The following is a 13,099-nucleotide window of genomic DNA, read 5'->3' on the forward strand; positions in this document are numbered from 1 at the left end:
CGTGGATGCTCATGCGGTGGATGCTCATGCATCCACGACGCGGTAATCGGGAACAGGAGGAGGCGAGGACATGCGGCTGCGCATGTAGAGGTACACCGGCACGCCGAGCAGGAATGCGCCCAACGTCATCAGGTAGGGACCGTATTCGGAGTACCAACTGTCCTCGTCGGTGTTGCGCGAATAGATGATGAACAGGATCGCGAACACCAGGCTCACCACGGCGACGATGACGTCGCGCCAGAACCTGGCACGCTCCATCTTGCGCGCATCGCTGATCCGCATGTAGATCTGCGCCAACGCCGAGAACGCGTACGGGATCGCGGCGGTGATGCCGGTCATGAACACCAGGGTGTTGAAGATGGCGGCACCGCTGTTGCCGAGATAGCTGATCACGGTCACCACACTGGCCAGCACGGTGGCGGCCAGGATGCCGAAGGCCGGCACCCCGCGGCTCGACATCTCGGCGAACCGGCTCGGGAACAGCCCGTCGAGGGCGGCTGCCCGCGGCATCTCCGAGCAGATCAGCACCCACCCGTTGAGCGCGCCGATACCGGAGATGATCACCGCGACGGCCACCGCGTACCCGGCCCAGGTGCCGCCGAAGATGTCGTTGGCGGCGATCGCATACGACGCCTTGTTCTCGTCCTTGCCGAGATCGGCCGACGGTACGATGCCGAACACCGCGGTCATCGAGAGCAGATACACGATCGCGCAGGCGACGGTGCCGATGATGGTGGCGCGCGGCACATTACGCTTCGGGTCGCGGACCGCCGCGGCGGTCACCGTCGCGGTTTCCACCCCCAGATAGCTGAACAGCAGGATCGCCATCGCACCGAGGATCGCCGACGTGGCCGACCCGCCGCTGGCGTTGAATGGGTGAAAGTTGTCCGACGAGACGAAGAAGATCCCGACGAAGGAGAGCAACAGCAGCGGGATGAACTTGAGGATGGTGGTGATGGTCTGGAAGGCGCCGATGTTCTTCAGCCCGCTGAGGTTGATCGCGGCGGGAACCCACAGGCCGGCGAGCGCGATCAGCAACTGCACCCAGTTGGGGACGTCGTTGAAGAAGTAGATGACGTAATACACCCAGCCGGTGGCGATCGCCGCATTGCCCGCCCACGCCGTGATCCAGTAGCTCCACGCGTTGAAGAAGCCGGCGACGTTGCCGAACGCCACCCGGGCGTAGGCGTACGGACCGCCGGGCGCGGCGATGCGTTTGGACAGTGCCGAATACATCAGCGCGAGCGCGAGTGCACCGACGGTGGTGATCGCCATCGCGATGATGCTGATGGGACCGTAGGAGGCGAGCGAATAGGGCAGGCTGAAGATTCCGACGCCGATGATGCTGCCCATGACGAGCGCGCTCGCCTGTGGCAGACCGAGTTTCGCCTCCTCCTTGTACCCGCTGGCATCCGCCGCGGGCGAACTCTGCAAGGTCTCGCTCATCCCATTCCTCCATCCGTGACGAAACGGCTTGCGTGTCAGGAGAAATGGATTCGACGTCGACCGCCGAACGCGGTCAGGGGAGGCCGGTGTTCGACCGGTCATTGCGAGACCGCCTGTAGTCTCGTGACCAATCCAACGCTACGTGGGGGCTTTCCCTATTTCCACGAAACCGCCAAGAAAGCGACGCCATTTCAGTTGGAAGTCGCAAAGTGGTCACATGCAGGTGAACGGGCGGCGACCACGGCGTCGCACACGGACCCACCCGCGTGCGGATCCTGGTGGAGCCCCCTGTCAGGATCGAACTGACGACCGCTCGCTTACAAGGCGAGTGCTCTACCACTGAGCTAAGGAGGCATTGCGTGCGCGAGTATATCGGGCGGGCGCTTCGTTTCCTCACCGGGACCAGCCAGGCGACGATCGACACGATCGAGCCGGGCAGCATCGTCGTCGCGCCACGCCGGCCGATCGACCGGTTCGATGTGGGCACCATCACCGAGGTGCTCGACCTCGCCACCAAGATCGGCGCCGTGCTGCTGGACTCCGGCACCGGAGCGGTGGACACCGCGTCGCAGATCCGATTCGTCGCCGGGGTCTACGGACTCGAGGAACTCGACGTCGACGTCACCTACAACACGATCCTGGTGAGTGCGCGCCGCGGTGCCACCCTGCCACCGATCAGCGCGATGCAGACCGTGCACTACCGGTCACTCGACTTCACCCGGCTGGCCGCGGTCGATCGGCTGGTCCGCCGGATCCGCGACTCGGCACTGGCGCCGACGAGTGCGCACCGCATGATCGACGACATCATCGCCTCCCGCCATCCCTACCCGCACTGGGTGGCCACCTCGGCGTGGGGCCTCATGGCTGCCGGGATCTCGGTGCTCCTCGGCGGCGGCCTCGTGGTGGCCTCGCTCGCGTTCGCCACCACCGCGGTGACCGTGACCGCGAACCGGTTCCTCAACCGGATCTCCACCCCCGCGTTCTTTCAGCAGGTCGCCGGTGGCTTCATCGCCGTCGTACCCGCCGCGCTGGTGTTCTCGGTGGGCGAACGTTTCGGGGTCGACATCGCGCCCTCGCAGGTGATCGCGGCGGGCATCGTGGTGTTGCTGTCCGGACTCTCGTTGGTGGGATCGGTGCAGGACGCCATCACCGGCGCACCCATCACCGGGGTGGCCCGCTTCTTCGAACTGCTGCTGATGACCGGCGGCATCATCGCCGGTGTGGGCATCGCACTCCAGATGCTCGGACGCTTCGGCGTCTACCTGCCCACGATCACCACGTCCACCCAGTTCGCCGCCGTCGACGTCCCGGTGCGGGTGATCGCCGGCGCGGTGGCGGCTTTCGCGTTCGCACTCGCGAGCTACGCCGAACGTCGGGCGCTGCCCGTCGCGTTCCTGGGCGGCGCGATCGGGATGGGCGTCGCGGCGATCGGGGCGTGGCTGTCGGTGGGCGACGTGATCGCCGGCGGCGCGGCCGCCACCTTCGTCGGACTGGTCGGTGGTCTGCTGGCCCGTCGCGCCCTCACCCCGCCGTTGGTGGTCGCGGTCGCCGGCATCACCCCGCTGCTGCCGGGTCTGGCCGTCTACCGCGGCCTCTACGGCATCCTCAACGATCAGACGCTGCAAGGCTTCACCTGGATGACCAGTGCGCTGGCGGTGGGCTGCGCCCTGGCCGCCGGGGTCACCCTCGGCGAGTTCGTCGCCCGGACGCTGCGGCGTCCGCATCTTCCCGCCACCCCCGAGTGGGCCAGACGCCGCCGCGATGCGCGTGGCGCGCGGGCACGCCGTTGGTGACCGGCGGCGTGGGCGGGGCCCGCCGACGCGTAGAATCGGCTGTTGTGCACGCCACACGTGCAGACCGCATCACCAACACAGACCGCACCGACGAGGGGACATGATGCCCGCGAAGACCACCGACATTCCCGACGAGGAGCTCGAGCCGGTAGCCGACGAGACCGCCAACTCGGCGCGACGCGTCGTCGCCGCGTACGCCACCGACGCCGACGAATGCCGGATGCTGCTGTCCATGCTGGGTATCGCACCGGGCGAGAACGCCTGAGCCGTGCGCCCCGGATCCGACGAGGTATCCAACAGCACATCCACCCACGGCACTGACGGCGCCGAATTCGTCGTCGTGGCCAACCGGCTCCCGGTCGACAAGGAGGTGCTGGCCGACGGCACCGTGCGCTGGAAGCGCAGCCCCGGTGGACTGGTCACCGCCCTCGAACCGATCCTGCGCTCACACACCGGCGCATGGGTGGGCTGGTCGGGCATCGCCGACTCCGACGAGGATCCCGACGTCGAGGGCATCAGCATCCACGCGGTGCCCCTGACGAGCCAGGAGATCGCGGAGTACTACGAGGGCTTCTCCAACGCGACCCTGTGGCCGCTCTACCACGACGTGATCGTCAAACCCGAATACCACCGCGAATGGTGGAACACCTACGTCGAGATCAATCGCCGCTTCGCCGAAGCCGCCTCGCGGGCCGCGGCACCTGGCGCGATCGTGTGGGTGCAGGACTATCAGTTGCAGCTCGTGCCCAAGATGCTGCGAATGCTGCGACCCGACCTGCGCATCGGATTCTTCCTGCACATCCCGTTCCCGCCGGTGGAACTGTTCATGCAGTTGCCGTGGCGCACCGAGATCGTCGAGGGACTGCTCGGCGCCGACCTCATCGGCTTCCATCTGCCCGGCGGTGCGCAGAACTTCCTCTATCTCGCCCGACGACTGGCCGGGCAGGCCACCAGCAAGGGCACGGTGGGGGTGCGCTCACGATTCGGCGTGGTGCAGGTGGGATTTCGCACCGTCCGGGTGGGCGCCTTTCCCATCTCGATCGACTCCGGCGAACTCGACGCCAAGGCGCGTTCCAAGGAGATTCGGCAACGCGCGACCGAGATCCGCGCCGAACTCGGCAATCCGAAGACGGTGATGCTCGGCGTCGACCGCCTCGACTACACCAAGGGCATCGACGTCCGGTTGCGCGCACTCTCGGAGTTGCTCGCCGAGAGCCGCATCGACCCGCACGACACCGTGATGGTCCAATTGGCCACGCCGAGTCGCGAACGCGTCGACAGCTACAAGAGGATGCGCGCCGGGATCGAACAGCTCGTCGGCAACATCAACGGCCAGTACGGCGACGTGGGACAGCCGGTGGTCCAGTACCTGCACCGCCCGGTCCCACGCGACGACCTCATCGCCTTCTTCGTCGCCGCCGACGTCATGCTGGTCACCCCGTTGCGGGATGGCATGAATCTGGTGGCCAAGGAGTACGTGGCCTGCCGCGCCGACCTGGGCGGCGCCCTGGTGCTCAGCGAATTCACCGGCGCCGCAGCCGAATTGCGTTCTGGCTACCTGGCCAATCCGTACGACCTCGACGGCGTGAAGGACGCCATCGTGGCCGCGGTGGAACAGCCGCCGGCCGAGGGCAGACGACGCATGCGCGCGTTGCGCAGACAGGTGCTGACCCACGACGTGGAGAAGTGGGCCAAGAGTTTCCTCGACACCCTCGGCTCCACGCACGAGACCGCCGTGTCGGCCAACCGTGGCGTGCAACTGGTGGACGAGGAGACCGGCGGCTACCTCGATGAGCGTGAATCCCGATGAGCGCGAACGGAATTCCGAGCGAACTACGGGATGCGCTGGTCCGGGCGGCGGCGGTGCCGCAACTACTGCTGGCCAGCGACTACGACGGGTGCATCGCGCCCATCGTGTCCCGCCCACAGGACGCACGACCCAACCCGGCGTCGATCGAAGCGATCAGCGCAGCCGGTTCGATCCCCGACACGGCCGCGGCGGTGATCTCCGGCCGCGCACGGGTTGACCTCGGGAAACTGTCCGGTCTCACCGACGCCCCGGTGACCCTCGTCGGCAGCCACGGCAGCGAATTCGACGGCGGCTTCGCCGACGCGATCACCGACGCCCAGAAGGAGCTGCTCGACGCGGTGATCGACTCGTTCGAGACGATCGCGGCCGATCATCCCGGGGTGACGGTGGAGACCAAACCGGTGAGCGCCGCGCTGCACGTCCGCAACGCCGCACCCGATGTCGCCGACGACGCGCTCGGGTTGGCCCGCAGCGGACCTGCCACCTGGTCGGGGGTGTATGCGACCGAGGGCAAGGCGGTGATCGAGCTCGCGGTGATCGAGACCAGCAAGGGCCACGCCCTCGACCTCCTGCGTGAGCGGTTCGGTTCCGACGCCATCATCTACCTCGGCGACGACGTCACCGATGAGAAGGCTTTCGCACATCTTCCCGCCGATCCCGATGTCAGCATCAAGGTCGGCGACGGCGACACCGCGGCCCGCTACCGTATCGCCGACACCGACGACGTCGCATCGGTACTGGAATTCACCGTCGCGCGACGTCGGGAATGGTTGGCGGACAACCGCTGAGCTACCCGGCGGGCGCGGGGATCCGGTCGACGAGCGGATCCCGGTGCGTCGAGCGTTTGTCGGTTTCGCGGATCACGCGGTGCACGAAACCGAGTTTGCGCACCACCGGATGCGGGATGTCGAACGGATAGAGCGGTCGTCGGCCCATCGCCTGGTTCACCCGGTTGAACATCGTCGACATCCATTTCCAGTCGTAGAGCAGACGTTCGATGGGCTGATCGGCGTAGGACTCCAGCGGCACGATGTCGCGGTCCATCGCGAAGCGCACCTGATCGCTTTCCAGCATCATGCCGGATTCCCGTGCGGTGTCGATGGTTCCGGTGATGTGCAGGTAGTGCGCGAAGCACTCGGCAAAGTCTTCCCACGGGTGCATCGTCGCGTACTCGGAGATGAACGATTTCCGCCAATCCGGTGGCGGCCCCTGGTTGTAGTGCCTGTCCAGTGCGTCGCTGTAGCTTGCCCGTTCGTCGCCGAAGATCTCCCGGCACCGCTGCAGGTAGCGGTCGGCGCCGTCGCCGGTCTCGATCAGGATGTGCTCGTAGTAGTGCCCCACCTCGTGGCGGAAGTGTCCGAGCATGGTGCGATAGGGCTCACCGAGCGCGACGCGCAGCCGTTCGCGGTAGGCGTCCTCGGTCTCGGTGATGTCGATCGTGATGACCCCGTTGGCATGTCCGATCATCACCGGCTTGCCGAGGGTCTGACTCGACAGCAGGTCGAAGGCCAGGCCGCCGTCGGCGCGCCAGAAGGGCTGCACCGGCAAGCCGAGGTCGACGAGCTGGTAGATGAGCATCCGCAGATCGACGGTGGTACTCGGCATCTTCTGCAGGGCGATGACGTCGGAGGCGTCGGGTTGCTTGCGGATCAGGGCCTCCGGGAAGCAGCGGCCCCGCATGCCCGCATCCTTTTCGCTGAACTCCGCCAGGGTCATCCAGTTGCAGCCGGCACCCCAGTTGACGCAGCGCACCCACTCGCGCCCGTCCACCAGGACGCCGTCCTCCGAGGCCACCACCAGCGACCGGCTCGGCAGGTGGACGCCGACGTCGGTGCCGCAGTTCGGGCAGTTCTGATTCATGAAGCCCGACAAGAAGTTGCAGATCGGACAGGTCAGCGCATGCATGAGCTCAGCCTAGGGCGTCGCCTCGGGCGAGGTCAGCGGATGGCGATACGTGCGGTGCCGTCGTCGACGGGCAGCTCGCCCCGCACCGTTGCGGTGACCTCGTAGGAATCCAGCGAGATGGCACCGCCGTGATTGTCGAGGAACGCCGTGTCGGCGGCATCGCGACCGGTGGCGATCCGTACCAGCGACTGGCGCGGGGAGAGCCGGGTGGCATCGACCACCACCCACTCGCCGTCGATGATCGCCTCGGCCACCGCGTGGAAATCCATCGGATCGCATCCGGGGGCGTACACGGCGACCAGCCGCGCCGGGATGTTGAGTGCGCGCAGCAATGCCACCACCAGGTGGGCGTAGTCGCGGCAGACGCCGGCGCCGGCGAGCAACGTGTCGACAGCGCCGTCGATCGGGTCGCTGGCGCCGGGGATGTAACTGAGGCGCTCCTCCACGAAGGAGGTGACCTGATTGAGCAGTTCGGCGTCGGGCAACGACATGTCGAACTGTCCACCGGCGAAGCCGAAGAACTTGTCACACTCGGCATATCGGCTGGGCCGCAAGTACATCGAGCGATCGGTGGACTCCACCACGTCGGGGTCCGCGGGTGCGGTGACCGCGGCGGTGTATTCGACGGACACCACTCCGGATTCCACATTGAGGCGATGGATGCGGCCGCCGTGCAGATCGATGATCTCCTCCGGCGTCACCTCCACACCGTCGACGGCAACGGTCAGCTTCTCGTCGAGTTCCAGGCCGGGCATGCGGGCCACGGCGATCTGCATCTCGAGTTCGGTGGGTTCGGTGACGGAAATACTCATCGTCGCGGACATGTCACGGGGAGTGGTCAACGGTGGGGTGGCCATGGGTTTACTGTAGGCGGTAATCGCTCGGCGCTCTCACCTGAGGTCCCGGCCACGCCGTCGGCTCGTCCCTCGCCGGCGTCACCCGGTCAGCGCAGCCACCGGATCGGCGTAGATCACGCTGAGCGCCACCACGATTGCCGCGCCCTCGGGCACCGTCACACCGAACAACGAGGGCGCCAGTTCCAGCGGCCACGGTGCGGCGGACGCCGCGTCGAAGGCCGCCTGTACCGGTGCCAGTCCGTGCGGGTGGGCGGCGAAGGCGTCTCCGGCGACGGTGATCGCGTCCGGGTTGAGGGCGTCGCGGAACAGCGCCACCACCTCGCCGAGGATGCGGGCCCGCTCGTCGACGATGATCGATGCGTCGGGCGAGAGGCCAAGGCGTGCCGCGGCGCGCTGGGTGGCCGCCGAGCCGATCACGTCGCGAAGGCGTGCGGTGCCGGGGCACAGCACCGGCGCGTCCACTCGGACGTGGTCGATGGTGCCGGCGCCTCGCGCCGGGATGTGCACCCGGCCGTTCAAAGTCACCGCCATGCCGGTGGTCTCCCGGGCGTAGAAGAACAGCCCCGACCCCACGTCCTGCCGGGATTGGCCGAGAAGCAGTTCGGCCGCGGCCATCGCCTCGACGTGTTCGCTCACCGACACCGCGACGCCGAGTGTGTCGGCGAGGATCTCGCCGAGTGGGGTGCGCCGCCAGCCGAGAATCGGGTGGGTCACCTCGCCGGTCACCGCGTCGACCGATCCGCCGATCGCCGCCCCGCCCCACAGCAGTCGCCGCCCGGAGAACCGGTCGGCCAGTGCACGCAGTTCCGCACACAACACCGGTGCCACCTCGGCCCCCGGACCCGGCGGGGTCCGGATGGCATGGCTGTAGAGGGGACGGCCACCGATGTCGGCGATGGTCAGCAGTGTGCGTCGGGCACCGATGTGCATACCGGCCACGCACAGCGAATCCCGGTCGAGGGTCACCGGACTCTTCGGCCGCCCGATCACCCCGGGACTCACCAGGTCCCGTCGCTCCACGACGAGGTCCATCGACGTCAGCATGGTGACCTGCCGGTTGATGGTGGCCGCCGACAGCGAGGTGACCTCGGTGAGCCGGTCGCGGGTGATCGGCGCACCCGCGCGCACGGCGTGCAGCACCACGGCGGCAGGTGTCGACCCCAACTGAAGCGTCGGCGGGATCACTCCGCACGGCATGGGAGTGAATCTAGCAGGTCGGCGGGGAGGCGGATCTCGATCGCGCGGACGGTCGGGGGCGTCTGGCCCGCACTATGCTGATCGCCATGACCAGCGACACTTCCACCGATCCGAATCCGCCCACCGCCGATGGTCGCCGGACCGCGGTGGTCACCGGTGCCAGTTCGGGCATCGGCGCGGCCATCGCGCGCACCCTGGCGGCGCAGGGATACCACGTGGTGCTCGGCGCCCGGCGCGTCGACCGCGTGCAGCAGCTTGCGGCCGAGATCGGTGGCACCGGAAGGCAACTCGACATCACCGACGAGGCGTCGGTGGCCGCCTTCGTCGAGGGACTCGACGTGGTGCACGTGCTGGTGAACAACGCCGGTGGCGCGAAGGGACTCGATCCGGTGGCCAACGCCGACTTCGACGACTGGCGCTGGATGTGGGAAACCAACGTGCTGGGCACGTTACGGGTGACCAAGGCGCTGCTCGGCGCGCTCGAGGCCTCCGGCGACGGGTTGATCATCACCATCACCTCCACCGCCGCGCTGGAGGTCTACGACGGCGGCGCCGGCTACACCGCGGCCAAACACGCCGAGGGCGTGCTGCACCGGACACTGCGTTTCGAGTTGCTGGGCACACCGATCCGGCTCACCGAGATCTGCCCCGGCATGGTGGAGACCGACTTCTCACTGGTGCGGTTCGACGGCGATCAGGCCAAGGCCGACGCGGTGTACGCCGGGGTGACCCCGCTGGTCGCCGACGACATCGCCGAGGTGGTGGGGTTCGTGGCGTCGCGGCCACCGCACGTCGATCTCGATCAGATCGTCATCCGCCCGCGCGATCAGGCGTCGTCGCGCCGCAACATCCGCACGGGCTAGTTGGGGGCGCTCACCGACGTCGGGGCGCCCTTCGGCGTGGCCGGGGCCTGCTGCGTGCGCGGTTCACCCTTGATCGCCGACATGCCCTTCCAGGTGGGCCAGTCGAAGGTCCAGTCGAAGATGTCGCCGTCGGCCTCCGACAGTGCGATGCGGGTGCCGGTGACCTCCACCGGGTCGCCGTAGATCGCGGTGCCGAAGTACTGTTGCGCATTCTCCAGCGACAGGTTGATACAGCCATTGGTGACGTTCGAAGAACCTTGCACACCAACGGTTTCCGGGTTGGCGTGAATGAACTCGCCGTTGTTGGAGATGCGCACGGCGAAGCGTTCGTGGACGTTGAAGTAGCCCGCCGCCGGATTGCTCATGTAGAAGTCTTCGTGCTTCTCGCTGACCACGTGGATGCCCGACCGCGTCACGTTGCGGTCGACGTCGCCCTGCCCGTAACTGCATGGCAGCGTCATCAGCGTGCCGCCGTCACGGGTCACCACGATCTGATGGCTCGACGCCTCGGCCTTGACGATCTGGGCGCGTCCGATGACGTAGTCGCTGGTGACGTCCGCGGCGCCGTACGCCCCGTTGCCGTGGTCGAGTCCGTAGAGCTTCGCGGTCATGTGCACCTTGGTGCCCGGCGCGAAGTACTCCTTGGGCCGCCAGTGCACCCGCGAGCCGTTGTCCTCGCCGAGCCAGGCCCAACTGCCCTCGGTGGGCGGGGTGGTGGTGAGGGTGAGCGCCCGCTCGACCGCCTCCTTGTTGTCGACGGTGCCGTCGAACTTGAGGATCAGCGGGGCGGCGATCCCCACCTCCTGGCCGTCGGCGATGTTGACCACGACGTTGAGTTGCTGCTGCGGATCGAGGGTGGTGAATTTGCCTTCCACCGGCACCGACAGGCGGTCGTAACCGGTGGCGCTGCCCTGCCACGAGTAGGTGGTGCCGTACCCCAGCGGCTCGGTGACGGTGAACGTCTTGCGGTCCTCCGACATCGTGCCCGCGACGGCGTGGCCCCGGGGATTGAGGAGTTTGACGTCGGGGTTGAGCACACCGTTGTCCGCGGTGACCGACACCTTCGCGATGGGATTGGGCGCGGACTGATCGGTCAGCGACGGCGTGTAGGTGACGCCGACCGTCGGCTTCTTGGGTGCCTGCGCGGTGGTGCTGTCACCGGAACGTCCGCATGCGGCCACGACGAGGCCCGCCGTGGCGAGGCCCGCGGCGGCGAGAACCGTACGGCGATTGGGCGTTACGTTCGTGGACATCCCATACAGGATACCGACCGGAACTGAACAACCGCCGTGACCGGGCTTTACGAGTTCTCAGGTTCCGCGCCCACCGCGGAGTGGATGCGCCACTGACGTGAGGCGCCTGGCCTACTTCTGCCGGGTAAACGCTCGGCTGGTCGAAGAACGCTGAGCGTGCAAACTGCGCATTCTCCGACAGCCACAGCGTTCGTCGTGTCCGATCGCCAACACCGGGTGGACGCCGACACCGGCAGGAGAACTCGTTCCACGTCGCGTCGATCAGGAAGGAGCCGGGAAACCGTCGAGCACCGCACGGGTCCCCGACAGCCCGAGCCGCGTGGCGCCGGCGTCGATGAGTTCGGCGGCGAACTGCGCGGTGCGGATACCGCCGCTGGCCTTGACGCCCGCGCGATCGCCCACCGCCTCACGCATCAGCCGCACCGCCTTCACCGACGCTCCGCCCGCGGGGTGAAATCCGGTGGAGGTCTTGACGAATGCCGCACCGGCGGTCACCGCGCGACGGCACACCTCGGTGAGGGTGTCGGGTCCTGCGACGTCGAGCAGCAGCGCCGATTCGACGATCACCTTGAGGATCGCGGCGTCGCCGATCGCCTCGTGCACGGTCAGGATGTCGGCGAACACCTCGTCGAACCTGCCGTCGAGGGCCGCCCCGATGTCGATCACCATGTCGATCTCGTCGGCCCCGCTGTCGGCTGCCAGCCGTGCCTCGGCGGCCTTGACCAACGAGTGGTGCTTGCCCGACGGGAACCCGGCGACCACGCAGGTGCGCTGTGCGCCGGTGCCGATGGGCAGCATCGACGGTGAGAGGCAGACCGCGTAGACACCGAGTTCGGCGGCCTCGGCGACCGTGGCCTCGGCGTCCGCGCGGGTGGCCTCGGGTTTGAGGAGTGTGTGGTCCACGAGGGCGGCGACGTCGGCGCGCGTCAGGTCGGTGCGAGTCACACCGATGAGCTTGGCACACTGATCAGGTGACCACCGCAGACACCTCCGACCGCCGCTACGTCCTGACGCTGGGCTGCCCCGACCGCACCGGCATCGTCGCCCGGATCTCCACGTTTCTCGCCGGGATCGGCGGCTGGATCACCGAGGCCGCCTACTTCTCCGATGTCGACTCGGGCTGGTTCTTCACGCGTCAGGCAGTGCGCGCCGACTCGGTGTCGATCGGGCTCGACGAGATGCGGTTACGGTTCAGCGAGGCGATCGCCGACTTCGGGCCGGAGACGGTGTGGAAACTCACCGACACCGGCGTGCAGAAGTCGGTGGTGCTGCTGGTCAGCAAGGAAGGCCATTGCCTCACCGACCTGCTCGGACGCGCCAATCGCGGCGAACTGCCCGCCCGAATCGACGCCGTGGTGAGCAACCACCGCGACCTCGAACGTCTCACCGAGCGCTTCGAGGTTCCGTTCCATCACGTCCCGTTCGGGGCGGATCGACCGAAGCAGGACGCCTTCGCCGAGGTCGGCGGCATCGTCGAGGGCTATCACCCCGACGCGGTGGTCCTGGCCCGCTTCATGCAGATCCTGCCGCCCGAACTGTGCGACGCGTGGGCGGGCCGGGCGATCAACATCCACCACAGCTTCTTGCCCAGCTTCGTCGGCGCACGGCCGTATCACCAGGCTTTTGCCCGCGGGGTGAAGCTGATCGGGGCCACGTGCCATTACGTGACGGCCGATCTCGACGCCGGACCGATCATCGAGCAGGACGTGATCCGCGTGGATCACGGGGACTCGATCGCCGACATGGTCCGGCAGGGCAGCGACATCGAAACCCTCGTCCTTGCCCGAGGATTGCGCTGGCACCTCGAAGACCGCGTTCTGGTGTACGGACGCAAGACCGTCGTGTTCACCTGAGCTCCTCCCGCCGGTTGAGCCGTCGCCCGCTAGTGTCGCGTGTCGTTAATTAGTTTATGGTTCGTGGTTTGAGAGAATTGGCTATGGCGAATTCTGCGGCCCCGGCTCTTGGCCTGCGTGAT

Annotated in this window: 12 protein-coding genes and 1 tRNA gene; 6 read left to right on the forward strand and 7 right to left on the reverse strand. The window is 67.4% G+C overall.

The genetic code is table 11. From position 1 onward, the window contains the following. Positions 1-24: 24 nt before the first annotated feature. Both ACWDTD_RS04785 and ACWDTD_RS04790 read right to left on the reverse strand, forming a co-directional pair. Positions 25-1,446: an APC family permease gene (locus ACWDTD_RS04785; protein ID WP_449745902.1), complete on the reverse strand. Its 1,422-nt coding sequence runs from the start codon at positions 1,444-1,446 to the stop codon at positions 25-27. A gap of 279 nt (positions 1,447-1,725) precedes the next feature. Next, a tRNA-Thr gene (locus tag ACWDTD_RS04790) sits at positions 1,726-1,800 on the reverse strand. A gap of 5 nt (positions 1,801-1,805) precedes the next feature. Here ACWDTD_RS04790 and ACWDTD_RS04795 point away from each other — a divergent pair. The 4 genes from ACWDTD_RS04795 (at position 1,806) to otsB (ending at position 5,837) form a co-directional block, all read left to right on the forward strand. Further along, positions 1,806-3,239, forward strand: coding sequence for a threonine/serine ThrE exporter family protein (locus tag ACWDTD_RS04795; protein ID WP_449745903.1), 1,434 nt, complete (start codon positions 1,806-1,808; stop codon positions 3,237-3,239). A 100-nt stretch (positions 3,240-3,339) separates the two neighbouring features. Continuing rightward, positions 3,340-3,504, forward strand: coding sequence for a hypothetical protein (locus ACWDTD_RS04800; protein ID WP_449745944.1), 165 nt, complete (start codon positions 3,340-3,342; stop codon positions 3,502-3,504). A gap of 3 nt (positions 3,505-3,507) precedes the next feature. Next, the gene (locus ACWDTD_RS04805; protein WP_449745904.1) at positions 3,508-5,049 is read left to right on the forward strand and encodes an alpha,alpha-trehalose-phosphate synthase (UDP-forming); all 1,542 of its coding nucleotides are present in this window, start codon (positions 3,508-3,510) and stop codon (positions 5,047-5,049) included. Further along, complete coding sequence (gene otsB, locus ACWDTD_RS04810; protein ID WP_449745905.1) at positions 5,046-5,837, forward strand: trehalose-phosphatase; 792 nt, start codon at positions 5,046-5,048, stop codon at positions 5,835-5,837. Before ACWDTD_RS04805 ends, otsB begins: the two co-directional genes overlap by 4 nt. A gap of 1 nt (position 5,838) precedes the next feature. Here the strand turns inward: otsB and ACWDTD_RS04815 are convergent, their stop codons facing one another. The 3 genes from ACWDTD_RS04815 to ACWDTD_RS04825 all read right to left on the reverse strand — a co-directional run bounded on the left by ACWDTD_RS04815 (position 5,839) and on the right by ACWDTD_RS04825 (position 9,008). After that, complete coding sequence (locus ACWDTD_RS04815; RefSeq protein ID WP_449745906.1) at positions 5,839-6,954, reverse strand: zinc-binding metallopeptidase family protein; 1,116 nt, start codon at positions 6,952-6,954, stop codon at positions 5,839-5,841. Positions 6,955-6,986: 32 nt separating this feature from the next. After that, positions 6,987-7,811 (reverse strand): transglutaminase-like domain-containing protein, encoded by an 825-nt coding sequence (locus tag ACWDTD_RS04820; RefSeq protein WP_449745907.1) that lies wholly within the window; start codon positions 7,809-7,811, stop codon positions 6,987-6,989. 78 nt (positions 7,812-7,889) lie between these two features. Next, the gene (locus ACWDTD_RS04825) at positions 7,890-9,008 is read right to left on the reverse strand and encodes an ROK family protein (protein WP_449745908.1); all 1,119 of its coding nucleotides are present in this window, start codon (positions 9,006-9,008) and stop codon (positions 7,890-7,892) included. A gap of 86 nt (positions 9,009-9,094) precedes the next feature. Here ACWDTD_RS04825 and ACWDTD_RS04830 point away from each other — a divergent pair, with 86 nt between their 5' ends. Further along, positions 9,095-9,871, forward strand: coding sequence for an SDR family NAD(P)-dependent oxidoreductase (locus tag ACWDTD_RS04830; RefSeq protein WP_449745909.1), 777 nt, complete (start codon positions 9,095-9,097; stop codon positions 9,869-9,871). Here ACWDTD_RS04830 and ACWDTD_RS04835 read toward each other — a convergent pair. Both ACWDTD_RS04835 and deoC read right to left on the reverse strand, forming a co-directional pair. Beyond that, positions 9,868-11,124, reverse strand: a complete 1,257-nt coding sequence (locus tag ACWDTD_RS04835) for an Ig-like domain-containing protein (RefSeq protein WP_449745910.1) — start codon at positions 11,122-11,124, stop codon at positions 9,868-9,870. The genes ACWDTD_RS04830 and ACWDTD_RS04835 overlap by 4 nt on opposite strands. A gap of 261 nt (positions 11,125-11,385) precedes the next feature. Beyond that, positions 11,386-12,069 (reverse strand): deoxyribose-phosphate aldolase, encoded by a 684-nt coding sequence (gene deoC / locus ACWDTD_RS04840; RefSeq protein ID WP_449745911.1) that lies wholly within the window; start codon positions 12,067-12,069, stop codon positions 11,386-11,388. A gap of 26 nt (positions 12,070-12,095) precedes the next feature. On the opposite strand from deoC, the gene purU reads away from it, so the two are divergent. Continuing rightward, complete coding sequence (purU, locus tag ACWDTD_RS04845) at positions 12,096-12,977, forward strand: formyltetrahydrofolate deformylase (protein ID WP_449745912.1); 882 nt, start codon at positions 12,096-12,098, stop codon at positions 12,975-12,977. The last annotated feature ends 122 nt before the right edge of the window (positions 12,978-13,099 follow it).

It is taken from the genome of Gordonia sp. NPDC003425 (genome assembly GCF_053588635.1).

Bases quoted from the DNA above. Each gene is read 5' to 3' on its own strand.
- ACWDTD_RS04785 (WP_449745902.1), bottom strand. From the start codon at position 1,446: ATGAGCGAGACCTTGCAGAGTTCGCCCGCGGCGGATGCCAGCGGGTAC.
- ACWDTD_RS04800 (WP_449745944.1), top strand. From the start codon at position 3,340: ATGATGCCCGCGAAGACCACCGACATTCCCGACGAGGAGCTCGAGCCG.
- otsB (WP_449745905.1), top strand. From the start codon at position 5,046: ATGAGCGCGAACGGAATTCCGAGCGAACTACGGGATGCGCTGGTCCGG.
- ACWDTD_RS04815 (WP_449745906.1), bottom strand. From the start codon at position 6,954: ATGCATGCGCTGACCTGTCCGATCTGCAACTTCTTGTCGGGCTTCATG.
- ACWDTD_RS04820 (WP_449745907.1), bottom strand. From the start codon at position 7,811: ATGGCCACCCCACCGTTGACCACTCCCCGTGACATGTCCGCGACGATG.
- ACWDTD_RS04825 (WP_449745908.1), bottom strand. From the start codon at position 9,008: ATGCCGTGCGGAGTGATCCCGCCGACGCTTCAGTTGGGGTCGACACCT.
- ACWDTD_RS04830 (WP_449745909.1), top strand. From the start codon at position 9,095: ATGACCAGCGACACTTCCACCGATCCGAATCCGCCCACCGCCGATGGT.
- ACWDTD_RS04835 (WP_449745910.1), bottom strand. From the start codon at position 11,124: ATGTCCACGAACGTAACGCCCAATCGCCGTACGGTTCTCGCCGCCGCG.